Source organism: Pseudomonas paeninsulae, from assembly GCF_035621475.1.
Lineage (GTDB): Bacteria > Pseudomonadota > Gammaproteobacteria > Pseudomonadales > Pseudomonadaceae > Aquipseudomonas > Aquipseudomonas paeninsulae.
This window is the reverse complement of sequence record NZ_CP141799.1, coordinates 1909921-1932206: the sequence shown is the minus strand read 5'-3', so window position 1 is coordinate 1932206 and position 22286 is coordinate 1909921. Positions and strand designations below refer to the sequence as shown.

Genomic DNA, 22286 nt, shown 5'->3' with positions numbered 1-22286 from the left:
GGTCCTTCGGCCCTAGGGGCACCAGTAAATCTCAAGGGGGGAATGCAAAAATGCGCGCACCGGCATGCTCGCCACCTCGCCCACAGCCAACGCTGCGGCCAGGGTCTTGAGCTTGCCTTGGCCCTGCAGGGCCAGCAGTGGCAAACGTGCAGAAGTCAGTAACGGCAAGGTCATGCTCAGGCGCTGATGCGGCACGCTGGGCGCCAGCATCGGCAGGCAGCGGCGCGGGCAGTCGGCCTGCAAGGCTTCGGGCAGATTTGGGCTGTTGGGGAACAGCGAGGCGGTATGGCCGTCGTCGCCCATGCCCAGCACCAGCACATCGATCGGCGGCAACTCGGCCAGGGCCTGATCGGCCTTCAGCGCCGCCTGTTGCAGATTGGCAGCCGGCTGGTACAGGCCGAAAAACCGCGCCGCGGCAGCCGGACCACATAATAGGTGGCGACGCAGCATACCTTCGTTGCTATCAGGGTGCGCGACCGGCACCCAACGCTCGTCCGCCAGGCTGATCACTACCTGCGCCCAGTCCAGCGGCTGTTGCGCCAGTTGTTCGAAGAAGGCGATCGGGCTGCGCCCACCGGACACCACCAGGGTCGCCTGGCCCTGGGTTTCGATCGCCACGCGCAGCGCCGCGGCGACCGCCTGGGCCAGGGATTTGGCCAGCTGCGCCGGATTGCTCAGGCTGCGCGCCAGCACACCCAGCGGTAAATCGAGATCAGAGATCGCCATACCAGGACCTCCCGTCGCGGGTGATCAGGGCAATTGAGCCCATCGGCCCCCAAGTGCCGGCGGCATAGGGTTTCGGCGCATCGCCCAGTTGTTTCCAGCCGGCGATCAACTGGTCGCACCATAGCCAGGCGCATTCGATCTCGTCCTTGCGCACGAACAGGTTCTGATTGCCGCGCATCACTTCCAGCAGCAGACGCTCGTAAGCATCGGGAATCCGCGCGCTGCGGTAGGTGTCGGAGAAATTCAACTGCAACGCGTGACTGCGCAACTGCATGCCCTTGTCCAGGCCCTGATCCTTGGTCATCACCTGCAGGGCGATGCCCTCGTCCGGTTGCAGGCGAATGATCAGCTTGTTGCCGATCAACTGGCGCTGCTCCGGGGCGAAGATATAGTGCGGCGTCTCCTTGAAGTGGATGACGATCTGCGACATTTTTTCCGCCATGCGCTTGCCGGTGCGCAGGTAGAAAGGCACGCCGGCCCAGCGCCAGTTGCGAATGTCCGCACGAATGGCGACGAAGGTTTCGGTATCGCTCTGGGTGTTGGAGTTTTCCTCTTGCAGATAACCCGGCACCGCCTTGCCATCGCTGCTGCCGGCCACGTACTGACCACGTACCACCTGGCGGCTGAGCTGCGCAGCGGTGATCGGCTCCAGCGCCTTGAGCACCTTGACCTTCTCGTCACGGATGCTGTCGGCGGACAGTTCGCTGGGCGGGTCCATGGCAATCAGGCAGAGCAGTTGCAGCAGGTGGTTCTGGATCATGTCGCGCAACTGACCGGCCTGGTCGAAGTACCCCCAACGGCCCTCGATACCGACCTTCTCCGCCACGGTGATTTCCACGTGGGAAATGTGATTCTGGTTCCACTGGGATTCGAACAGGCTGTTGGCGAAGCGCAGGGCAATCAGGTTCTGTACCGTTTCCTTGCCCAGGTAGTGGTCGATACGGTAGATGCGGGTTTCCGGGAAATACTCTGCTACCGCGTCGTTGACCGCACGCGAGGAGAGCAGATCGTGGCCGATGGGTTTTTCCAGCACTACCCGCGCCCGTTCGGCCAGGCCGACCCGCGCCAGGTTGGCGCAGATGCCGCCGTAGACCGAGGCCGGCGTGGCGAAGTAGGCGATCACTCGTTCACCCGTCCCGACTTGCTCGGCCAGCGCGTCGTAGCCATCAGCCTGGAGGAAATCCATGGTCAGGTAACTCAGGCGCGCCTGAAAGCGCTGCAGCACCGCCTTGTCGACCTCGTTGGCCGGCACATAGCGCAGCAGGTGCTCGGCGATACAGGCCAGGTGCTGCTGCGCCTCGCCATTGTCGCGCGCCAGGGCGAAAATCCGCGTATCGGCATGCAACAGCCCGGCGCGGTCGAGCTGGTAGAGTGCCGGGAACAGTTTGCGCAAGGCCAGATCACCCAGCGCGCCGAACAAGGCAAAAGTACAGGATTCAACGGTTATCGAAGGCATAATGTTTGTTCTTTTATCAAGTTAAACTAGAAATACCCTGTTGAAGGGGATTTATCAAGGCTACATGTAGTAATAAAAACAACATTTTGTCAAAATCCACTTTGCAGTGGTAGCCCCTTGGCCCCATCAGTACGATAGGCCAGCAATTTCAGCCCTGGCGAAGGAATGACAATGGACCGCGTGCGCAATCTTCTGGAACAGATCCAGGGCCGACTCGACAGCCTGAACAAAGCCGAGCGCAAAGTCGCCGAGGTGATTCTGCGCAACCCGCAGCAAGCCACCCGCCTGAGTATCGCCGCTTTGGCACAAGCCGCCCTGGTCAGCGAACCGACGGTCAACCGCTTCTGCCGCTCGTTCGGCGTCAGCGGCTACCCCGAGCTGAAAATGCAGCTGGCGCAGAGCCTGGCCAGCGGCGCCGCCTACGTCAGCCGCGCCGTGGAAGCCGACGACGGTCCCGAAGCCTATACCCGCAAGATCTTCGGCAGCGCCATCGCCTCGCTGGACAGCGCCTGTCAATCGCTCGACCCGCAACTGGTTAGCCGTGCGGTCGACCTGCTGATCCAGGCCCGGCAGATCCACTTCTTCGGCCTTGGCGCTTCGGCGCCGGTGGCCCTGGATGCCCAGCACAAATTCTTCCGCTTCAACCTGGCGGTATCGGCCCACGCCGACGTACTGATGCAACGCATGCTGGCCTCGGTAGCGCACACCGGCGACCTGTTCGTGATCATCTCCTACACCGGACGCACCCGCGAGCTGGTGGAAGTGGCACGCCTGGCCCGGGAAAACGGCGCCTCGGTGCTCGGCCTGACCGCCGCCGACTCGCCACTGGCCAAGGCCAGCACCCTGAGCCTGAACATCCCGCTGCCGGAAGACACCGACATCTACATGCCGATGACCTCGCGGATCATCCAGCTCACCGTGCTCGACGTATTGGCCACCGGTATGACCCTGCGCCGCGGCGTGGACTTCCAGCCACACCTGCGCAAGATCAAGGAAAGCCTCAACGCCAGCCGCTATCCGCTGGACGAGGAACCGAGCTGATCCACGGCTGAACAACCTGCAAGCCACGCCTATGCCAAGCGCGCCTGCAACTCCAGCACGGCGTCTTCACCCGGCTTGAGGATCAAGCTGTCGGCGCCGCAACTGGCGGCTTCGACACAGACAAAACCCAGCGCCTCGCGCCAACTCACATCGCTCAACGGCCGACTACCGGGATGCCAGACCACACTGTTGGCGCCGCCGCGGGTGTCGACCAGCAGGCGCCGCTGCCAGGCCAGATCCTGCACTTGCACGAGCGCGCCGCGGCGAAAGATCCGGTGGCAGCCATCCTCGATGCGCAGCTCGCCCTGCTGCCGGCACTCACCTCGCGCCAGCAAGTCCTGGCCTGCGGCGCCATCCAGGCCGAGCAGCGCCACCCGCGCGACATCGCTGATGCGCCAATAGGCATGCAAGGCCTGACTGAGCTGACAGGCCTCGCTGTCCTGATGAGACGTGCGCAGACGCAACTTCATCTGCTCACCCAGCTCGACCTCCAGGGTCACCCGCCAGTCGCACAGCTGCAGTTGCCAGGTCAGGCGCATGCCCTGCTCGTCTACCTCGCTGCCGAGCAATTGCCAGTCACTCAGCCGCGCCCAGCCGTGGGACGGCCAACCACTCTCGCTGGGGTGGCGACCGAACCACGGCCAGCACACCGGCACGCCGCCGCGAATCGCCCCACCACGCGGCCAATGCCTGGCGCACCACAACCAGGGCCGCTGACCATGTGGCTGGAAATGCAGCAACTGGCCGCCCTGGCGACTGAATATGGCCTGAAAACGGGGATGCTCGATCAGCAGCAATTCGCGCTCCTGATGGGTCACCCAGCGCACGCCTTGCCCGGCTGGCGACAGAAACAACCCGGCCAGGGGGTGCTCTGCAGCAGCCCCTGGCCGGGTTGTCGGTACGCCGGGCGAACGCCGCGGCTTAGCCGGCAGCATCGATCCGCTCGGAACGGGCGATCACCACCAGTATTCGACCTGTACGCCGAAGTTGGAGCCGTGCCGCGCGGTGTCGAAGGCGCCAGTGTCGGACAGGGCCGAGCCCGCCACCAATTCGCTGGCCGCACGCTGCGCCGCTGCGTTCCAGCTGGCATAGGTGTAGTACAGGCGCACTTCCGGACGCGCCCAGAAATCCGGACCGTTCGGCGACCAGGTTGGCGCCACGGTGAACTTGTTCAGCTTGCGCGTGCCATCGGCGGCCTCGACCTGATCGTGACCGATCTCGCCAACCAGCTTGAACTGCTCGGTGAAGGCGTAGCTGGTACGGGCGCCAACCGACAGCCAGTTTTGCTCATCCTTGTCCTCTGCCCGCTTATCCTTCTGGTAGACGAACTGCGCCTGACCACCCCAGCGCGGCGTGGCCTGCCAATCGAAGAATTCCACCAGACGATAACGCTTGGCGCTGCGGTCCAGGCTGACATCGCCAGTAGAGCCCAGCGCGGTGCCGGGGCCTGGGCCGTATTGCAGGGCCAGGGTGTTCTTGCCGCCAAGGCCGAGAAAGTCCGCCTGCTTGTGCTGGGCGGTCACCGACCAGCCACTGTAGGCATGTTCGATATGGCGCGGCTTGGCGATATAGCTCAGGCCCAACTCCAGTTCGCCACCCGGGTTGGTCTGGAAACCGGCGACGTTGAAATCGTGACGGTTGATGTACTCCTCCTGAAACACGCTGTCCTTGCGCGAAAAGGCGTAGCTATATTTCAGACCGCCCAGCTCGAAATCCTCGATACCGGCGCCGGTGGCGCTCTGATTCCAGTAGAAGAAATCGCTGATATGGATGTCGTTACGCTTGTAGTACCGCCGCCCCGCCCACAGCGAGCCGCCATTGAGCGCCGGCAGCTTGCTCCACTCGACGAATCCCTGGCTCATCCGGGAAAAGCCATGCTCACCGGTGAACTCCGGGGTATGGCCGTACTCGTTGAACAACTGCGCCATGCCTTCGACGCTGAGTACCGAGCCGTCGTCCAGGGTCAGCAGATCCTGGCGCAGATCCAGCTCCGAGTACTGCTCGCACTCGTTGCCCAGCCGGTATTTCGATTGGGCGCCGGGCAACTGGAAGCAGGACTGGCTGCCGCCGTTCTCCGTACTGCCCGCACCGCTGCGCACATAGCCGGTGAACTCCAGGGCCTGGGCCTGGGGCAATGCCAGACCGAGGGCCAACGCGACCAGGTAGGGGGCGCCGCGCGTACCACTGAGCCGACGGGATAGCACAGGGTTGAGACTGATTTTCATAGCTGCTCCTGATTGTTTTTATTGTGTGAAGTGCTGCGGGTAACCGCCGAGGCGGTGGATTCTGTGAAATTCGTTGGCGCGCATGGCGCACCCCAGGTACTCAACCTCGCCCAAGGCCGGGTGCGCCGCGCGCAGCAAAGACCATGGCCGAGGCTGACCTGCATGAGGGTTGTCGTTGGTTTTGCTCGACCGCCGAAGCGGCCCTGGCAGCGGTGCGCATCGCGCACCCCGGACACTCAGCCGCGTTTCAACTGAGCCACCTTGTGTTCAAGCGGCTGCGACTTTCCAGGCAGCAGGCGCTCGCCGCTCTTGGCGTCGAACAACAGCACCTTGCTCGGATCGAACTGCAGCTCCAGGGTTTGCCCTACCTGTGGCGCATCGTCCGGGGCCAGACGGCAGCAGACCTTGGTCTGGTTGAGTTCGACGAACACCAAGGTGTCCGGCCCGGTGGGCTCGATGACCTCGACCTCGGCGCGAATCGACGACTGATTGCGGCTCTCGGCCGCGGCCAAGAGGATCTGCTCGGGGCGAATGCCGAGGATCACCTCGCGATTCTCGAAGCCCGCCTCCATCGCCCCCAGCGGCAGCTCGCAGCGCGCCTGGCCACTGTCGAGCACGGCCAGCAACTGACCGTCGCGGCGCTGCAAACGCAAGGGAATGAAATTCATCGGCGGCGAGCCGATAAAGCTCGCCACAAACAGATTGGCGGGGTCGTTGTAGATCTGCTTGGGGGTGCCGAACTGCTGGATGATGCCGTCCTTCATCACCGCCACCTTGTCGCCCAGGGTCATGGCCTCGATCTGGTCGTGGGTGACGTAGACCGTGGTGGTCTTCAGGCGCTGGTGCATCAGCTTGATTTCGGTGCGCATCTCCACCCGCAGCTTGGCGTCGAGGTTCGACAGCGGCTCGTCGAACAGGTAGATCTTCGGCCGCCGCGCCAACGCCCGGCCCATGGCCACGCGCTGCTGCTGGCCGCCGGAGAGCTGACCGGGCTTGCGGTTGAGCAGGTGTTCGATCTGCAGCAGCTTGGCCACCCGCGCCACTTCTTCCTCGATGTCGGCCGGGGCCATCTTGCGCATCTTCAGGCCGAAGGCGATGTTGCCGCGCACCGTCATGGTCGGATACAGCGCATAGGACTGAAAGACCATGGCGATGTCACGATCCTTGGGGCTCATGCCACTGATGTCGGCGTCGTCGACCAAGATCGCGCCGCCACTGATGTCTTCCAGGCCGGCGATGCAGTTCATCAGGGTGGATTTGCCGCAACCGGAAGGACCGACCAGGATCAGGAACTCGCCGGAGTCGATCGAGATCTCGATATTTTTCAGGGTGTCCACCAGGCCGCTGCCGTAGGACTTGTTGACGTTACGCAGTTCAAGAGTTGCCATTTTTCTTTCCTCAACCTTTGACGGCGCCGGCTGTCAGCCCACGCAGGAAGTACTTGCCGGCCAGGATGTAGACGACCAGCGTGGGCAGCCCGGCGATCATCGCCGCGGCCATGTCGACGTTGTATTCCTTGGCCCCGGTGCTGGTGTTGACCAGGTTGTTCAGGGCCACGGTGATCGGCTGGGTATCGCCGCTGGCGAACACCACACCGAACAGGAAGTCGTTCCAGATCTGGGTGAACTGCCAGATCAGGCAGACCATGATGATCGGGGTCGACATGGGCAGCAGGATGCGCCCGAAGATGGTGAAGAAGCCCGCGCCATCCAGGCGCGCCGCCCGCACCAGGGCTTCCGGAATACTCACGTAGTAGTTGCGGAAGAACAGCGTGGTGAAAGCCATGCCGTAGACCACATGGATCAGCACCAGGCCGCTGGTGGTGTTGGCCAGACCGAGTTGGCCGATGGTGAAGGACGCCGGCAGCAGGACCACCTGGAACGGCAGGAAACAGCCGAACAGCAGCAGGCCGAAGAACAGCTGCGAACCGCGGAAACGCCACATGGCCAGCACATAACCGTTCAACGCGCCGATCACGGTGGAGATCAGCACCGCCGGAATGGTGATCTTCACCGAGTTCCAGAAGTAGCCGCCGACCCCGTCCCAGGCCTTCAGCCAGCCGATGGCGGTGAACACCTCGGGCCAGGACAGCAGGTTGCCGCTACGGATGTCTTCCGGACTCTTGAAGCTAGTCAACAGCATGACCAGCAACGGGATCAGGTAGACCGCGCAGGCGGCCAACAGGGTGGCGTAGATTGCCACGCGGCTCAGGCTGAGCGGGGAACGGCTAGTCATGGCGCTTGCCTCGCAGTTCGGAGTACAGGTACGGCACCAGAATCGCCAGCACCGCGCCGAGCATGAGGATCGCACTGGCGGCGCCGAGGCCCATCTGGCCGCGGGTGAAGGTGTGGGCATACATGAACATCGCCGGCAGATCGGAGGAGTAGCCGGGGCCGCCAGCGGTCATCGAGGCGACCAGGTCAAAGCTCTTGATCGCGATGTGCGAAAGGATCATCAGGGCGCTGAAAAACACCGGGCCGAGGCTCGGCAGGACGATGCGCAGGTAGATGTTCGGCAGGCTGGCGCCATCGACCTGGGCGGCGCGGATGATCGACTGATCGACCCCACGCAAACCGGCGAGAAACAGCGCCATGACGAAGCCCGAGGACTGCCAGACCGCCGCGATCACCAGGCAGTAGACCACCCGATCCGGGTCCACCAGCCAATCGAAACGAAAGCCTTCCCAGCCCCAGTCGCGGAGCATCTTGTCGATGCCCAGGCCGGGATTGAGCAGCCATTTCCAGGCGGTGCCGGTGACGATCATCGACAGCGCCATGGGGTAGAGAAAAATGGTGCGGATAAAGCCTTCGCGACGAATGCGCTGATCTAGCAGCACCGCCAGGAGCACACCGATCACCAGGCTGATGCCGATGAACAGGCCGCCGAAGACCAGCAGGTTCTGGCTCGCCACCCACCAGCGGTCGTTGCCCCACAAGCGTGCATACTGCTGCAGGCCAACCCAGGAATAGCTGGGCATGAAGCGCGAGCTGGTGAACGACAGGGCAAAGGTCCAGAGGATGTAGCCGTAGAAACCGACCAGGATGATCAGCATGCTCGGCGCCAACACCAGCTTGGGCAGCCAGCGTTGCAGCGCATCCAGCGGTGAGGCCTTGGTAAAAACCGCGATTGAACTCATGGGTGACTCCGTTGGGTTGCGGCCCGTAGGGCGGGTGAAACCCGCATTTCGCCGACCAGGGGTTATGCGAATTTCCTGGAATGCGGCGCGGCCGATCCCGCAATGCGCGCCAACAGGCGTGCACCGGGGATATCGGGTTGATAAGCGGCGGGTTGCACCCGCCCTACGGGCTACCCGCCTTGGGGACGCCGCCAGCGCACCGGCGGTGGGACCGCCGCTACTGCACGGCCTGGATAGCCGCGGCCAACTGCTGGGCAGCCTTGCTCGGGTCGGCCTCGGGGTCGTTGAAGAAGTTGGTCACCACGTCGAATACCGCGCCCTGCACATAGCTGGAGGCGGCCATGCCGTGGGCCAGGCTCGGCTGCAGACCACCGCTGGCGGCAGCCGCCTTGAAGTCGAGCATGGACTGCTGCGCGCAAGCATCGAAGCTGCCCATGTCCATATCCGTACGCACCGGAATCGAGCCCTTGCTCTGGTTGAAGAACTCCTGAAACTCCGGCGCCATGATGGTGCGGGCCAGGTCTTCCTGGGCCTTGCGGTTGTCCGCGTCGCCCAACTTGAACATCGCCAGGGAGTCGATGTTGTAGGCGAAGCTGCCCTGGGTGCCGGGGAACGGCAGGCACTGATAATCCTTGCCGGCGACCTTGCCGGCAGCGGTCCATTCGCTCTTGGCCCAGTCGCCCATGATCTGCATACCGGCCTTGCCGTTGATCACCATGGCGGTGGCGCTGTTCCAGTCGCGTCCGGCGGCATTGGCATCGACATAGCCGTGGAGTTTTTGCAGGGCGGCGAATACCTCGACCATCTTGGCGCTGGTCAGGACGCTCTCGTCCAAGTCGACGAACGCCTTATTGAAGTCCTCGGGACCGAGCACGGCGATGGCCAGATCCTCGAACACGGTGCTGTCCTGCCAGGGCTGGCCGCCATGCGCCAGCGGCATGAAGCCGGCGGCCTTGAGCTTGTCGGCGGCGACGAAGAATTCATCGAGGGTAGTCGGTGCGGTGGCGCCAGCTTTGGCAAACACCTCGGGATTGATCCACAACCAGTTGACCCGGTGCACGTTGACCGGCACCGCCACGTAATGGCCACCGAACTGCATCACGTCGATCACCTGCGGCGGCAGCAAGGTATCCCACTGCTGCTGCTTGGCGACGTCGTCGAGCTCGGCGAGCAAGCCCAGCTCGCCCCACTCCTGAATGTCCGGGCCCTTGATTTGCGCGGCAGCGGGCGGATTGCCGGAAACTGCGCGGGTCTTCAGCACGGTCATGGCCGCTTCACCACCACCACCGGCGACGGCGAAGTCTTTCCAGCTGTGGCCCTGGTCTTCGATGAGTTTTTGCAGGGTATCGACGGCGCGTTTTTCGCCACCGGAGGTCCACCAGTGCAGCACTTCGACTTCACCGGCGAGGGCGGTCAACGGCAGCATGGAGACAAGAGAAACGGCAGTGGCCAGGCGAGTCATAGCATTCATTCGACGGGGACCTTCTTGTTGTTATGTGGGCAAGTCTGGTGCTTGCGCTGGAATCGAGTCTAACCAAGGCCGGGTGCCTGGCGGGTAACGAAGGGATGCGCAAAGGTCACAGGCTGGTTACAAAGCACCAACACCACGGGGCGCGCACGCCGCGCGCGCCATCATCGTGGCAGGCTCAGGGTCACCCGCAGACCGCCTTCGCGCAGGTTGCGCAGGCTCAGTTCACCGCCGTGGCTGTGGGCGATGTTGCGTGCAATGCCCAGGCCGAGGCCGTAGCCCTGCTGCTGTCCGGCCAGGCGGAAGTGCGGTTCGAACACCTGCTCCAGGCGCTGCTCGGGCACGCCAGGCCCCTCGTCATCGACGTGCAGGACGAAGGCTTGGCCATCGTCCTCGATATGCAGGTGGGCGTTCCGGCCGTACTTCAGGGCGTTGTCCACCAGATTGCCGATGCAGCGTTTGAGGGCCAGGGGTTTACCGGGATAGGCCGCGCACGCCTGGCCCTCCAGGGTCACCCGACCATTGCCGGCCGGCGCCAGATAAGGCTCAACCACGTAATTGAGCAACTGGTTGATGTCGACCGGCTCGATATTTTCGTGAATGTCGGTGTCCTTGACGCACTGCAGCGCGCCTTTGACCAGCATCTCCAGCTCATCCAGATCACGGCTGAACTTGGCCTGCACGGCTTCGTCGTCGAGCAGTTCGACGCGCAGGCGCAGGCGGGTAATGGGCGTACGCAGATCATGGGAAATGGCGCTGAACAACTGGCTGCGCTCGCGCAGGTAGCGGCCGATACGCTCGCGCATGGCGTTGAACGCACGGCTGACTTCGACCACCTCGCTGCCACCGGCCTCGGGCAGCGGCTCGACCTCGCTACCCAGCGACATATCCCGCGCCGCCAGTGCCAGGCGCTTGAGCGGGCGGCTCTGCCAGTGCACCAGGATGCCGATAAACAGCAGCAGAAAACTGCTGGTGAGGATGATGAACCACAGCTGCTGGGCCGGCAGTCCCTGCTGCTCCAGGCCGGCATAGGGCTCGGGCAGCAGCGAGGCGAGGTACAACCATTCGCCCGGGGCGATCTGGATCTGCGTCACCAGCACCGGCGGATTGAGCGGCTCCAGACTCAAGGCGTAATGCGCCCAGGAACGCGGCAGTTCGTCGAGCTTCAAGGCGCCATTGAAGATGCGCAAATCGTCCGGGCTGACGAACTGCACCAGCAGGTCCAGGTCCTTGCCCAGACGCTCGCGCAGGCTGGCATCGACCGCATTGAGCACCGCGCGCTTGCGTGGGGTTTCCGGCAGCACCTGCATAGTCAGGGGCTTGTCGTTGAGTGAGACGAAGAAGCGCGTGCCGCCCATATTGCGCAACTGATCGAGCACCAGGGGCCGGTAGCCCAGGGGCAAGGAGCGAAAATAGCTGACGCTGGCGGCCATTGACTGCGCCAGGCTGCGCGAGCTGGCAAGCAAGCCGTCCATCTGGCTAGCGCGCAACTGCGAAACCCAGATCAGGCTCGACAGTGCCTGGGCCAGCAACACCACCAGTAGGGTCAGCAGCAACATGCGCCCGAGCAGCGAGCGCGGTACCGGCAGCAGCTTGCGCAGGCTAAACATGGCTATGTGGCGTGACCGCCGCGGCCAACTGGTAACCGCTGCCGCGCACGGTGCGGATCAGCCGTGCCGGCTTGCCGGTATCGCGCAGGCGCTGACGCAAGCGGCTGACCGCCATGTCGACGATACGCTCCAGCGGCATCACCTCGCGGCCGCGGGTGGCGTTGCCGATGGTATCGCGGTCGAGGATCTGCTGCGGGTGGTCGAGAAACAGCTTGAGCAGGGCGAAGTCGGCGCCGGAGAGGATCACCTCCTCGCCGTCGGTATGGAACAGCCGGTGGCTGACCATATCCAGACGCCACTCATCGAAAGCCAGCACCTCGCTGCCGCGTTCCTGGGTGAAATGCGCACGGCGCAGCAGCGCCTTGATCCGCGCCAGCAACTCGCGCGGGCTGAAGGGTTTGCCGAGATAATCGTCGGCACCCAATTCCAGACCAATGACCCGGTCGGTCTCATCGGAACTGGCGGTGAGCATGATGATCGGCACCTGGGCAAAACGCTGATGCTCGCGCACCCAGCGGCACAGGCTGAAGCCATCCTCGTCGGGCAGCATCACATCGAGAATCACCAGATCCGCCGACTCGGCGCACAGGCCCTGGCGAAAGCCGGCACCGTCGCCGACGGTGCGCACCTGAAAGCCGGCACGGCTCAGGTAGGTATGCAGCAGTTCGCGAATTTCCTGGTCGTCATCGACCAGCAGAATCGATTTTCCGGGCTGGCTCATGGTCCGCCGTCCTTGTTCTCATTGGGGTAACGCGCGCGGCCCACAGGGTGCGCCGCACGGCACCCTACACAGAAGCCTGCTGCAAGGCCACGCCCGCGCCCATCAACCCCGGATACTCGGCCGTCACCAACCACACCGGAATACCATCGAAGTAATCGCTCATACGGCCCTTGTCGCGCAGGCAGCGGGCGAAGCCGCTGGCCAGGAACAACTCGGCAAAGCGCGGCACCACACCGCCGACAATATACACCCCGCCGCGCGCGCCCAGGCTCAGCACGTTGTTGCCGGCGGCGCGACCGAGCCAGCAACAGAACTGCTCCAGCACTGCGACTGCCACGGCATCGCCAGCCAGCGCCGCCGCCGTAACCTCGGCCGGCGAGTTCAAGCGCGCATCATGGCCATCCAGCACGCAGACGGCGCGATAGAGCAGCAACAAGCCACTGCCGCTGAGTACATCCTCGGCGCGCACATGACCGAGTTGGCTATAGAGTTGCTGCCACAGCTCGGCCTCGCGGGGAGTGCCGATCGGCAAGTCGACATGACCGCCCTCGCCGGGCACAGCCCGCCAGCTGCCGTCAGCCAAGGCCAGCAGCGTACCGACGCCCAGACCAGTGCCCGGGCCGATCACCACCACCGGGCGATCCGACGCTGCCACGCCGGGGCAGACCTGCAGCCGCTCGTCATCACGCAAGCGGGTCATGCCCAGGGCCATGGCGGAGAAGTCATTGACCAGCAGCAACTCGCGCACCTGCAGCTCGCGGCAGAAGGCCGTGCGGCTGATGCGCCAGTGGTTGTTGGTGAAGCGAAACAGGTCGCCACTGACCGGCCCGGCACAGGCCAGACACACCGAGCCGACCGAGCCGACCGAGCCGAGCGGCAGGCCCAGCTCGCCCAGGTAGGCGCGGATCGCCTGTTCCGGCCCCGGATAGTCGGCGGTGGCCAGCACCCGCACCGACTCCAGCTGCTCGTCGCGCCACAGGGCGAAGCGCGCGTTGGTGCCGCCAATGTCACCGACCAGGGCCAGTTTCACTTCAGCGACTCCAGGCTAGTGGTGAAGGCACAGGCGCCCTGCTCTGCCGAGCTGAAGGACTGACGCATGAAGGCAAACAGCTCACGGCCGCAGCCCACGGCATTGTCCAGAGTGCCGACCGCCGGCTCGCGCGCGGCCAGTTCGGCGGCGTCGACCAGCAGCACCAATTCGCCGGTGTGACCATCGAGGCGAATCAGGTCACCGTCGCGCACCAGCGCCAGCGGCCCGCCACCGTAAGCCTCGGGACAGACATGGATGGCCGCCGGAATCTTGCCCGAGGCGCCGGACATGCGCCCGTCGGTGACCAGCGCCACCTTGAAGCCGCGGTCCTGCAGCACGCCGAGGAACGGGGTCATCTTGTGCAGTTCCGGCATGCCGTTGCTGCGCGGGCCCTGGAAGCGCATCACCGCGACGAAGTCGCGCTCCAGCTCGCCGGCCTTGAAGGCATCGGCCAGCTGCTGCTGATCCTCGAACACCAATGCCGGGGCCTCGACCAACTGGTGCTCCAGGGCCACGGCGGAGACCTTCATCACCCCGCGACCGAGGTTGCCCTGCATCAGGCGCAGGCCGCCTTCCGCGGAGAAGGGATTGGCCACCGGGCGCAGCACACTTTCATCGTGGCTCTTGCTCGGGCCGTCGCGCCAGACCAGCTGGCCGTCGTCGAGGAAGGGCTCGCGGGTGTAACGACTCAGGCCATGACCGGCCACGGTGTTGACGTTCTCATGCAGCAGCCCGGCATCGAGCAGCTCGCGAATGAGGAAGGCCATGCCGCCAGCGGCCTGGAAATGGTTGATATCGTCCTTGCCGTTGGGATAGACGTGGGCCAGGGTCGGCGTCACGGCCGACAGATCGGCCATGTCCTGCCAGGTCAGCTGAATCCCCGCGGCTTGGGCGATCGCCGGCATATGCAGGGTGTGGTTGGTCGAGCCGCCGGTGGCACTCAGGGCGACGATGGAATTGACCAGGCAGCGCTCGTCGACGATCTCGCCGAGCGGCATGAACTGCCCGCTCTGCGTGGTCAAACGGGTTACCTGCTGCGCCGCCTCGCGGGTCAGGGCATCGCGCAGCGGAGTATTGGGGTTGATGAAGGAGGCGCCCGGCAGATGCAGGCCCATCACTTCCATGAGCAATTGGTTGGTGTTGGCGGTGCCGTAGAAGGTGCAGGTGCCGGGGCTGTGATAGGCGGCCATCTCGGCCTCGAGCAGCTCGTCACGACTGGCCTTGCCCTCGGCATAACGCTGGCGCACGTCGGCCTTGTCCTTGTTCGACAGGCCGGACGGCATGGGTCCTGCCGGCACGAACAGGCTCGGCAGATGACCGAAACGCAGGGCACCCATCATCAGACCGGGCACGATCTTGTCGCAGATGCCCAGGTACAGCGCGGCGTCGAACATGTTGTGCGACAGTGCCACTGCGGTGGCCATGGCGATCACCTCGCGGCTGGCAATACCCAGCTCCATGCCTGGCTCGCCCTGGGTCACGCCATCGCACATGGCCGGCACGCCGCCGGCGAACTGGCCGACCGAGCCGATCTCGCGCAGGGCCTGCTTGATCCGCTCGGGATAGTCTTGGTAAGGCTGATGGGCGGAGAGCATGTCGTTATAAGCAGAAATAATCGCCACATTGGCCGCATTCATCAGGCGCAGGGTCTGCTTGTCTTCGCTGCCGCAGCCAGCCACACCGTGAGCGAAATTGGCGCATTGCAGCTTGCCGCGCTGCGGGCCTTCACTGGCCGCCGCGCGAATCATCGCCAAGTAGGGCTCGCGCGTGGCGCGGCTGCGGGCGATCAGGCGGTCGGTTACCTCAAGTACGCGGGGATGCATGTGGTTGACTCCAGGCTGGCGAATAGCAATATTTTGTACTTAATACAAAAATACTGCCACTAAAAACACTTGATTTCTATATTTACGAGCATAATCTTGTAATTCAAACAACAAAATCAGGCTAGGGCCTCACTTATGACTATCCGCATCGCAATCAACGGTTTTGGCCGCATCGGCCGCAACGTGCTCCGCGCGCTCTATAGCCAAGACTACCGCCAACAGCTGCAGGTCGTGGCCATCAATGACCTCGGCGACAGCGCGATGAATGCCCACCTACTCAAGTACGACAGCGTGCACGGGATCTTCGACGGCAGCGTCGACAGCGACAGCGAAAGCCTCACGGTCAACGCTGATCGTATCGCCGTCAGCGCCATTCGCAACCCGGCCGACCTGCCGTGGCAGGCGCTCAAGGTCGACGTGGTCTTCGAATGCACCGGGCTGTTCACCGAGCGCGACAAGGCTGCCGCCCACCTCGCCGCCGGCGCGCGCAAGGTGATCATCTCGGCACCGGCCAAGGGCGCCGACGCCACCATCGTCTATGGCGTCAATCACGACATTCTGCGCCAGTCCATGCAGATAATCTCCAACGCCTCCTGCACCACTAACTGCCTGGCGCCGGTGGCCCAGGTGCTGCAGCGCGAGCTGGGCATCGAGCACGGTCTGATGACCACCATCCACGCCTACACCAACGACCAGAACCTTTCCGACGTCTACCACAGCGACCCCTACCGCGCGCGCTCGGCCACCCAGTCGATGATCCCGACCAAGACCGGCGCCGCCGAAGCGGTCGGCCTGGTGCTGCCGGAGCTGGCCGGCAAGCTGACCGGCATGGCCGTGCGGGTGCCGGTGATCAACGTCTCGCTGGTCGACCTGACCCTGCAGGTCAAGCGTGAAGCCAGCAGCGATGAAATCAACGCCCTGCTCCAGGCCGCCAGCCAGCACTCGCCGGTGCTTGGCTACAACAGCCTGCCGCTGGTCTCCTGCGACTTCAACCATAACCCGCTGTCGTCGATCTTCGACGCCAACCACACCAAGGTCAGCGGCAAATTGGTGAAAGTCATGGCCTGGTACGACAACGAATGGGGCTTCTCCAACAGGATGCTCGATACCTGCCTGGCCCTGTGCGAAGCCCCCTGAAAACTACTGCGCTCGACCATGCGGCGCTGGAGCCTGCGCAAAAAATGCTCATGTACAGTCGTACACTGCGCTTTTTTGCAAAGCCACCGCCTTGCCTGGCCATCGCTCGCTAGGTTTTCTGCAATTAGAGAAGTCAGAAGCAACAGTTTCATCGTTGATAAGGACCCCCCAGCATGAGCCGTATCAGCTTCACCACTGCCACCCTGCCCGAGCGCAAGCGCATTGCCCTGGTTGCCCACGACCACTGCAAGGAGTTCCTCCTCGACTGGAGCGAACGCCAGCGCGACAAACTGGCCAGGCACCACTTGCTGGCCACCGGCACCACCGGCCTGCTGCTCGGTCGGCGCCTGGACCTGCCGATCGAAAGCATGCTCAGCGGCCCGCTGGGCGGCGACCAACAACTGGGCGCACGCATCGCCGAGCAGCGCGTGGACATGCTGGTGTTCTTCTGGGACCCCTTCGAGCAGCAGCCCCACGACCCGGACATCAAGGCCCTGCTGCGGGTCGCGGCGGTATGGAATATCCCGGTGGCCTGCACCGAGAGCAGCGCCGACTACATGCTCAGCAGCGCGCTGCTGGATCAGGCCCACGACTACCGAATCCCCGACTACAGCGCCTACCTCGCCGCCCGCAGTTAGCCGGCGCACACCGCTAAGCTAGCGTCGACACTCGGCACTAAAGCCGCTCGGCGCGGCGTCGGTAGGGAGCAGCCCCGATTCGATGTCGGCATCCCCGAAAAACTGGCACAACTCAGCCAGCGCACCGGCATGGATGCTTTTTTTGTTGGCTACGTTCCTATATATGTGTGGGTGGACAAATGTCGGGGCTGGACGGCAATCCCTATAAAAGCGAGTGGCAGCAGCCGAGGGGCACATGACCTTTATGCTCACGAGAGCCTGTAACAAAACCGCTCCGGCTGCGTCAATATGTCAAGGACGACTACCGTGACCAAGGCGCAACGCCCGCTGCGGCATGCCGTTCCATGCTACCCCCTAGTGCATTAGATCAATTGCTAAACGGAGCTACCCAGATGAACACCACCACTTCCCATACCGTTATTTCGGCCGCCGCGCTCGCCCTTGCGCTGGGCGCTGCCTTGGCGATTTCCAGCGCACCCCTCACTGCCCAAGCGGCGGACAACGAGAAGTGCTTCGGCGTCGCCATGCAAGGCAAGAACGATTGTGCAGCGGGTGCCGGTACTACCTGCGCCGGCACGTCCAAGGTCGACCACCAGGGTAACGCCTGGAAGTTCGTACCTAAGGGCACCTGCGAACAGACCGCCTCACCAACCTCGTCGACCGGCTTCGGCCAGCTCGAAGCCTTCAAGGAAATGAAAACCTCCTGACCGCCCACACAGGAGCGCTGAAAATGATCGTCTCGCCAGTTCACGATGCCAACAGCGCTCCTGCCCTGCGGCCCCAGCTGCCCTGCGGGGCTGGGATCGGCCTTAAATCGCAGCATTACCAGCAGATCCTCGATGCCCGCCCGGCAGTCGACTTCTTCGAGGTGCATGCCGAGAACTACCTGGTGGCGGGTGGGCCTTTCCACCATTACCTGGGCCTGATCCGCGAGCACTACCCGCTGTCGATTCACGGCGTTGGCTTGTCGATCGGCGCACCGCAGCCGCTCGACCGCGAGCACCTCGAGCGCCTGGCCACACTGCTCGAGCGCTACCAGCCGCAAGCCTTCTCCGAACACCTGGCCTGGTCGAGCCATGGCGAGGTGTTTCTCAATGACCTGCTACCGCTTGCCTACGACGCGGCGACCCTGACCCGGGTCTGTGAGCATGTCGATCAGGTGCAAAGCCGTTTGCAGCGCCAGCTGCTGCTGGAGAATCCGGCGACCTATGTCGAATTCGCCCACTCGAGCATGGACGAAGCCGCGTTTATCGGCGAAGTCGTGCGCCGCACCGGTTGCGGCCTGCTGCTGGACGTCAACAATGCCTATGTGTCCAGCATCAACCACCACTGGGACGTGCAGGCCTACCTGCGCGCCCTACCGCTGCACGCGGTCGGCGAAATCCACCTCGCCGGCTTCGCCGAAGACCGTGACGCGGCAGGCGATCGCCTGCTGATCGACAATCACGGCGCACCTGTCGACGATGCCGTATGGCGACTGTACACGGAGGTGTTGCAGCTGATCGGCGCGACCCCGACCCTGATCGAGCGGGACAACGCCGTCCCGACCCTGGATGTACTGGTGCAGGAAGCGCTGCGCGCGCAGACCCTGCTCGAAGCCGTTCGCCCGACTCGCCAGCAGATCACGGCATGAACATCCAAGAAGATTTTGTCGCCGCCCTGCTCGACCCCGAGCGTGACTGCCCGGCGCAGCTGACAACCTGGAACGGCTCGGATCCTGCGGCGCGCTTCGCCGTCTACCGCAACAATGTCCTGAGCTCACTAATAGATGCCCTGGCCGACAGTTTCCCGGTGGTGCAGCAACTGGTCGGCGAAGAGTTCTTTCGCGCCATGGCGGCCGTCTACGTGCGCCACTCGCCACCGCGCACGCGCATCCTGGCCGAGTATGGCGCCGACTTACCCGAATTCATCGAGGGGTTCGTCCCGGCCAGCAGCCTGCCGTACCTGGCAGACGTGGCGCGCCTCGAGCTGCTGCGTATCCGCGCCTACCACGCGGCCGACGCCGCGCCCCTGGCAGCGGATGTGCTGGCCAAGGCGCTGGCCTCGCCGGACAGCCTCGCCAGCTTGCTGCTCCAGCTGCACCCCTCGTGCAACTTGCTCGAATCAGCCTTCGCGGTGGTCTCACTGTGGGCCGCCCACCAAGGCGCGCTGGCGCTTGCCGAGGTAGACCCCTACCAGGCGCAATGCGCCCTGGTGCTGCGCAACGGCCTGGAGGTCGAAGTGCTCGGCATCCGCCCAGGCGACGCCCTGCTCCTGCAAACGCTGCAACAAGGGCTGCCCCTCGGCCACGCGGCGCAACGCGCCCTCGCCCTCGACGCGGGTTTCGACCTCGGCGCCTGCCTGACTTACCTGCTGCGCGCAGGCGCAATTACCCACTGTGCATACGACAAGCAAAGGCCACTGCCATGACCGACCACGCCCTGACCCGCCTCGCCCCCCCGGTTCGCCTGATCGCCCGCGCGATCGAGCTGTGCAAGCTGATTCCCTACAGCCTGGTCGCCTTCCTCGCCCGCTTCTCGATTGCCGCGACCTTCTGGAAATCCGGGCAGACCAAGATCGAAGGCCTGGCCATCGATCTCTTCGAAGGCACTTTCGAATTCGGCCTGCCGAGTCTCTCCGCCTCGGCTATCCCGTTGTTCGAGGAAGAATACCGGCTGCCGTTGCTGCCGGCCGAACTGGCTGCGCAACTGGCCGCCTTCAGCGAGCACCTGTTTCCGCTGTTGATCCTGCTTGGCCTGGCCAGCCGTTTCTCCGCGCTGGCCCTGCTCGGCATGACCCTGGTCATTCAGCTGTTCGTCTACCCGGATGCCTACCCGACCCATGGCGTGTGGGCGGCCGTATTGCTGCTGCTCGCGGCCAAGGGTCCGGGGGTACTGTCCATCGACCACCTGATTGCCCGGCGCTATGGCCTCGTCGGCTAACAGGTCGTTGAAAAACGTAGGCGAGGCAGCCGAGACAAGGACTAGGCGTCCCCGCAAAAACAGGCGAGGAAGCGGAGTTTACGAGCTGTAAATGAGCATTCCGACTGAGCTCGCATCCGAGCCTGTTTTTAACGCCGTATCGGCAACGTAGGTAGTTTTTCAACGGCCTGCTAATCCGCCTGACCGCCCAACCGGTCGTTGAGGTAATCGAGAAAACAGGTGATGCGCGAAGCCAATGCGGTATTGCGGTAGTAGACCGCATGAATCGGCTGGCGCACCTCGACCGTGTCCTGCGCCAGGATCTGCACCAGCTCGCCGCGCGCACGGTCGGCGTGGGTCATGAAGTCGGCCAGGCAGACGATACCGGCATCGGCCAGGGCCAACTGGCGCAGGGTTTCGCCGCTGGAAGCGGACAGACTGGGACTGATCGCCAGAGCATCGCCAAGCGGATGGCGCAGCGGCCACTGGTTGAGGCTGTCCGGTTGGGTAAAGCCGAGCAGGCTGTGGTCGCGCAACGCCTCGACGCTGTGCGGCGTGCCCTGAGCCTCTAGGTAAGCCGGACTGGCGAGGATGCGCAGGCGATTGCTGCCTAACGGGCGGGCATGCAGGGTCGAATCACGCAGCGCGCCGATGCGGATGGCCACATCGGTGCGCTGCTCGAGCAGATCGATGATCTGGTCGCTACTGTGCAACTCCAGCTCGATCTGCGGGTACTGCGCGCGAAATCCCGCACTCAGCGGCACCACCACATGCAGCATGAACGGCGCGGCGGCATTCACCCGCAAACGCCCGGCGGGTTTCTGCCGGCGTACCTTCATCTGCTCTTCGGCACTCTCGACCGCATCGAGGATCTTGCGCGCTTGGGCGAGAAAGGCCTGGCCCTCCTCGGTCAGCTCCAGACGCCGGGTGGTGCGGCGTAACAGGGTGACATCCAGCTTCTGTTCCAGCCGGCTCAAGGCGCGACTGACACCGGAAGCGGTCTGCGTCAGGTGCTCGGCCGCCGCGCTAATAGAGCCGCTGTCCACCACGCTGACAAAGGCCAGCAACTCATCGAGGGTCGTTTTCATTCGTGCATATTAGTCAAATATCATAGGCCTGAAATCCGATTTTTCCGCATGAATAGCCCGGCGACACTGCGCACCTCACAGTTCCCCTGAAGTCCCTGTCATGCCCATTGCCCTGCTGGCGCTCACCCCGCCTAACCGCCCTCACCGGCACAGCAATCGCGACTGTCCAGGGCCTCCAGCAGCCGGCAGTGCTCGGCCTCGGCGCTGGTACAGCCAGCGAGCTTGCTCAGCTCCGTTTTCATCTTCTGCAGATCGCGAATCCGCGCCTCGATGGTGAGCAGGTGCTCTTGCACCAACTGGTCGGCTTCCGCACAGGGGCTGTGGGGCTGGGCGGCCAAACCGAGCAAGGTGCGAATCTCCTCCAGGCTAAAGCCCAACTCGCGGCCACGACGGATAAAGCGCACCCGACGTATATCGGCCTCTTCATAATGGCGGTAGCCCGCGGCGCTGCGCCTGGGCGGCGGCAGCAGTTCGCTGCGCTCGTAGAAGCGAATGGTCTCCAGGTTGACCCCGCTCTCGCGGCTCAACCCACTGATGGTCAGCGGCTTACCCATGGCTTGACTCCGTAGTGACTACAGGGTTTAGCGTACCGCCCATACCCTTCCAGGAGAAGCCTAATGGGCGCCAATTGCTGCAACACCGCATCGAGCGGTGCAACCCCTCGTCTCACCAAACGCTACCGCAAAATCCTGTGGCTGGCCCTGGTGGTTAACCTGGGCATGTTCGGTGTGGAAATCATTGCCGGCATACGCGCCGATTCGGTATCGCTATTGGCGGATTCGCTGGACTTTCTCGGCGATGCCGCCAACTACGGCATCAGCCTGCTGGTGCTGGGCATGAGCCTGACCCTGCGCGCCAGAGCCTCGCTGTTCAAAGCCCTGTGCATGCTGGTATTCGGAGTCGGCGTGCTGATCGCGGCGATCTGGCACCTGCTCAGCGGCCAGGTGCCCGACGCCACCACCATGGGACTGGTCGGCACTCTGGCACTGCTGGCCAACGTCGGCGTGGCCGGCCTGCTCTACGCCTACCGCGAGGGCGACAGCAATATGCGCAGCGTCTGGTTGTGCTCACGCAACGATGCCATCGGCAATATCGCCGTGCTGTTCGCCGCCCTCGGCGTATTCGGCACCGGCAGCGCCTGGCCGGACCTGCTGGTCGCCAGCCTCATGGCCGGCCTGGCGGTCACTTCGTCCTATCAGGTGATGCGCCATGCGCGCCAGGAGTTGGCCGAGGAAGCCGAGGTCAAGGCCGTGGTTTGAGCAGCTGCGTGATGCCTCGGCCAGTTGG

Annotated in this window: 22 protein-coding genes; 8 read left to right on the top strand and 14 right to left on the bottom strand. The window is 63.9% G+C overall.

The window, feature by feature from the left end:
- Positions 1–12: 12 nt before the first annotated feature.
- Positions 13–726: a 6-phosphogluconolactonase gene (pgl, locus tag VCJ09_RS09035; RefSeq protein WP_324734032.1), complete on the bottom strand. Its 714-nt coding sequence runs from the start codon at positions 724–726 to the stop codon at positions 13–15.
- Complete coding sequence (zwf, locus tag VCJ09_RS09030; RefSeq protein ID WP_324734031.1) at positions 713–2182, bottom strand: glucose-6-phosphate dehydrogenase; 1470 nt, start codon at positions 2180–2182, stop codon at positions 713–715. Before zwf ends, pgl begins: the two co-directional genes overlap by 14 nt.
- Positions 2183–2362: 180 nt before the next feature.
- On the opposite strand from zwf, the gene VCJ09_RS09025 reads away from it, so the two are divergent.
- Complete coding sequence (locus VCJ09_RS09025; protein ID WP_324734631.1) at positions 2363–3223, top strand: MurR/RpiR family transcriptional regulator; 861 nt, start codon at positions 2363–2365, stop codon at positions 3221–3223.
- A 29-nt stretch (positions 3224–3252) separates the two neighbouring features.
- Here VCJ09_RS09025 and VCJ09_RS09020 read toward each other — a convergent pair whose 3' ends face one another.
- The 10 genes from VCJ09_RS09020 to edd form a co-directional block, all read right to left on the bottom strand.
- Entirely contained in the window at positions 3253–4158 is a 906-nt protein-coding gene (locus VCJ09_RS09020; protein ID WP_324734030.1) for a D-hexose-6-phosphate mutarotase, read from the bottom strand.
- Positions 4159–4179: 21 nt separating this feature from the next.
- Complete coding sequence (locus tag VCJ09_RS09015; RefSeq protein ID WP_324734029.1) at positions 4180–5448, bottom strand: maltoporin; 1269 nt, start codon at positions 5446–5448, stop codon at positions 4180–4182.
- A gap of 236 nt (positions 5449–5684) precedes the next feature.
- A complete protein-coding gene (locus tag VCJ09_RS09010; RefSeq protein ID WP_324734028.1) occupies positions 5685–6836 on the bottom strand; it encodes an ABC transporter ATP-binding protein in 1152 nt (383 codons plus the stop codon).
- Between the two features lie 10 nt (positions 6837–6846).
- Positions 6847–7683, bottom strand: coding sequence for a carbohydrate ABC transporter permease (locus tag VCJ09_RS09005; RefSeq protein ID WP_079201523.1), 837 nt, complete (start codon positions 7681–7683; stop codon positions 6847–6849).
- Positions 7676–8584 carry a carbohydrate ABC transporter permease gene (locus VCJ09_RS09000; protein WP_324734027.1) on the bottom strand — a complete coding sequence of 303 codons (909 nt, stop codon included), beginning with the start codon at positions 8582–8584 and terminating at the stop codon, positions 7676–7678. The genes VCJ09_RS09005 and VCJ09_RS09000 overlap by 8 nt, the downstream gene beginning before the upstream one ends.
- 217 nt (positions 8585–8801) lie before the next feature.
- Positions 8802–10055: an ABC transporter substrate-binding protein gene (locus VCJ09_RS08995; RefSeq protein WP_324734026.1), complete on the bottom strand. Its 1254-nt coding sequence runs from the start codon at positions 10053–10055 to the stop codon at positions 8802–8804.
- Between the two features lie 161 nt (positions 10056–10216).
- Entirely contained in the window at positions 10217–11662 is a 1446-nt protein-coding gene (locus VCJ09_RS08990; RefSeq protein ID WP_324734025.1) for an ATP-binding protein, read from the bottom strand.
- Positions 11655–12383 (bottom strand): response regulator transcription factor, encoded by a 729-nt coding sequence (locus VCJ09_RS08985; protein WP_324734024.1) that lies wholly within the window; start codon positions 12381–12383, stop codon positions 11655–11657. The genes VCJ09_RS08990 and VCJ09_RS08985 overlap by 8 nt, the downstream gene beginning before the upstream one ends.
- Before the next feature lie 64 nt (positions 12384–12447).
- Complete coding sequence (locus tag VCJ09_RS08980; protein WP_324734023.1) at positions 12448–13413, bottom strand: glucokinase; 966 nt, start codon at positions 13411–13413, stop codon at positions 12448–12450.
- A complete protein-coding gene (gene edd, locus VCJ09_RS08975; protein ID WP_324734022.1) occupies positions 13410–15236 on the bottom strand; it encodes a phosphogluconate dehydratase in 1827 nt (608 codons plus the stop codon). Before edd ends, VCJ09_RS08980 begins: the two co-directional genes overlap by 4 nt.
- 135 nt (positions 15237–15371) lie before the next feature.
- Between edd and gap the strand changes: the two genes are divergently transcribed.
- The 6 genes from gap to VCJ09_RS08945 all read left to right on the top strand — a co-directional run bounded on the left by gap (position 15372) and on the right by VCJ09_RS08945 (position 19932).
- Positions 15372–16373, top strand: coding sequence for a type I glyceraldehyde-3-phosphate dehydrogenase (gene gap / locus VCJ09_RS08970; protein WP_324734021.1), 1002 nt, complete (start codon positions 15372–15374; stop codon positions 16371–16373).
- 173 nt (positions 16374–16546) lie between these two features.
- Complete coding sequence (locus VCJ09_RS08965; RefSeq protein ID WP_079201515.1) at positions 16547–17011, top strand: methylglyoxal synthase; 465 nt, start codon at positions 16547–16549, stop codon at positions 17009–17011.
- A 392-nt stretch (positions 17012–17403) separates the two neighbouring features.
- Positions 17404–17718 carry a BufA1 family periplasmic bufferin-type metallophore gene (locus VCJ09_RS08960; protein ID WP_324734020.1) on the top strand — a complete coding sequence of 105 codons (315 nt, stop codon included), beginning with the start codon at positions 17404–17406 and terminating at the stop codon, positions 17716–17718.
- Between the two features lie 23 nt (positions 17719–17741).
- Positions 17742–18644 (top strand): MNIO family bufferin maturase, encoded by a 903-nt coding sequence (gene bufB, locus VCJ09_RS08955; protein ID WP_324734019.1) that lies wholly within the window; start codon positions 17742–17744, stop codon positions 18642–18644.
- Positions 18641–19420, top strand: a complete 780-nt coding sequence (locus VCJ09_RS08950; RefSeq protein ID WP_324734018.1) for a DNA-binding domain-containing protein — start codon at positions 18641–18643, stop codon at positions 19418–19420. The genes bufB and VCJ09_RS08950 overlap by 4 nt, the downstream gene beginning before the upstream one ends.
- A complete protein-coding gene (locus tag VCJ09_RS08945) occupies positions 19417–19932 on the top strand; it encodes a DoxX family protein (RefSeq protein WP_324734017.1) in 516 nt (171 codons plus the stop codon). Before VCJ09_RS08950 ends, VCJ09_RS08945 begins: the two co-directional genes overlap by 4 nt.
- Before the next feature lie 170 nt (positions 19933–20102).
- On the opposite strand, the gene VCJ09_RS08940 is transcribed toward VCJ09_RS08945, so the two are convergent.
- Complete coding sequence (locus VCJ09_RS08940) at positions 20103–20999, bottom strand: LysR substrate-binding domain-containing protein (RefSeq protein ID WP_324734016.1); 897 nt, start codon at positions 20997–20999, stop codon at positions 20103–20105.
- Positions 21000–21130: 131 nt separating this feature from the next.
- On the bottom strand, positions 21131–21553 hold the full coding sequence (locus VCJ09_RS08935; protein WP_324734015.1) for a MerR family DNA-binding protein: 423 nt from the start codon (positions 21551–21553) through the stop codon (positions 21131–21133).
- Between the two features lie 63 nt (positions 21554–21616).
- Between VCJ09_RS08935 and VCJ09_RS08930 the strand changes: the two genes are divergently transcribed.
- On the top strand, positions 21617–22258 hold the full coding sequence (locus VCJ09_RS08930; protein ID WP_324734014.1) for a cation transporter: 642 nt from the start codon (positions 21617–21619) through the stop codon (positions 22256–22258).
- Positions 22259–22286: the final 28 nt, after the last annotated feature.

What these genes read in the sequence shown, in the direction of transcription:
- pgl (WP_324734032.1), bottom strand. Translation starts at nt 726, where the DNA reads ATGGCGATCTCTGATCTCGATTTACCGCTGGGTGTGCTGGCGCGCAGC.
- zwf (WP_324734031.1), bottom strand. Translation starts at nt 2,182, where the DNA reads ATGCCTTCGATAACCGTTGAATCCTGTACTTTTGCCTTGTTCGGCGCG.
- VCJ09_RS09020 (WP_324734030.1), bottom strand. Translation starts at nt 4,158, where the DNA reads ATGCTGCCGGCTAAGCCGCGGCGTTCGCCCGGCGTACCGACAACCCGG.
- VCJ09_RS09015 (WP_324734029.1), bottom strand. Translation starts at nt 5,448, where the DNA reads ATGAAAATCAGTCTCAACCCTGTGCTATCCCGTCGGCTCAGTGGTACG.
- VCJ09_RS09010 (WP_324734028.1), bottom strand. Translation starts at nt 6,836, where the DNA reads ATGGCAACTCTTGAACTGCGTAACGTCAACAAGTCCTACGGCAGCGGC.
- VCJ09_RS09005 (WP_079201523.1), bottom strand. Translation starts at nt 7,683, where the DNA reads ATGACTAGCCGTTCCCCGCTCAGCCTGAGCCGCGTGGCAATCTACGCC.
- VCJ09_RS09000 (WP_324734027.1), bottom strand. Translation starts at nt 8,584, where the DNA reads ATGAGTTCAATCGCGGTTTTTACCAAGGCCTCACCGCTGGATGCGCTG.
- VCJ09_RS08995 (WP_324734026.1), bottom strand. Translation starts at nt 10,055, where the DNA reads ATGAATGCTATGACTCGCCTGGCCACTGCCGTTTCTCTTGTCTCCATG.
- VCJ09_RS08990 (WP_324734025.1), bottom strand. Translation starts at nt 11,662, where the DNA reads ATGTTTAGCCTGCGCAAGCTGCTGCCGGTACCGCGCTCGCTGCTCGGG.
- VCJ09_RS08985 (WP_324734024.1), bottom strand. Translation starts at nt 12,383, where the DNA reads ATGAGCCAGCCCGGAAAATCGATTCTGCTGGTCGATGACGACCAGGAA.
- edd (WP_324734022.1), bottom strand. Translation starts at nt 15,236, where the DNA reads ATGCATCCCCGCGTACTTGAGGTAACCGACCGCCTGATCGCCCGCAGC.
- gap (WP_324734021.1), top strand. Translation starts at nt 15,372, where the DNA reads ATGACTATCCGCATCGCAATCAACGGTTTTGGCCGCATCGGCCGCAAC.
- VCJ09_RS08965 (WP_079201515.1), top strand. Translation starts at nt 16,547, where the DNA reads ATGAGCCGTATCAGCTTCACCACTGCCACCCTGCCCGAGCGCAAGCGC.
- VCJ09_RS08960 (WP_324734020.1), top strand. Translation starts at nt 17,404, where the DNA reads ATGAACACCACCACTTCCCATACCGTTATTTCGGCCGCCGCGCTCGCC.
- bufB (WP_324734019.1), top strand. Translation starts at nt 17,742, where the DNA reads ATGATCGTCTCGCCAGTTCACGATGCCAACAGCGCTCCTGCCCTGCGG.
- VCJ09_RS08950 (WP_324734018.1), top strand. Translation starts at nt 18,641, where the DNA reads ATGAACATCCAAGAAGATTTTGTCGCCGCCCTGCTCGACCCCGAGCGT.
- VCJ09_RS08945 (WP_324734017.1), top strand. Translation starts at nt 19,417, where the DNA reads ATGACCGACCACGCCCTGACCCGCCTCGCCCCCCCGGTTCGCCTGATC.
- VCJ09_RS08940 (WP_324734016.1), bottom strand. Translation starts at nt 20,999, where the DNA reads ATGAAAACGACCCTCGATGAGTTGCTGGCCTTTGTCAGCGTGGTGGAC.
- VCJ09_RS08935 (WP_324734015.1), bottom strand. Translation starts at nt 21,553, where the DNA reads ATGGGTAAGCCGCTGACCATCAGTGGGTTGAGCCGCGAGAGCGGGGTC.
- VCJ09_RS08930 (WP_324734014.1), top strand. Translation starts at nt 21,617, where the DNA reads ATGGGCGCCAATTGCTGCAACACCGCATCGAGCGGTGCAACCCCTCGT.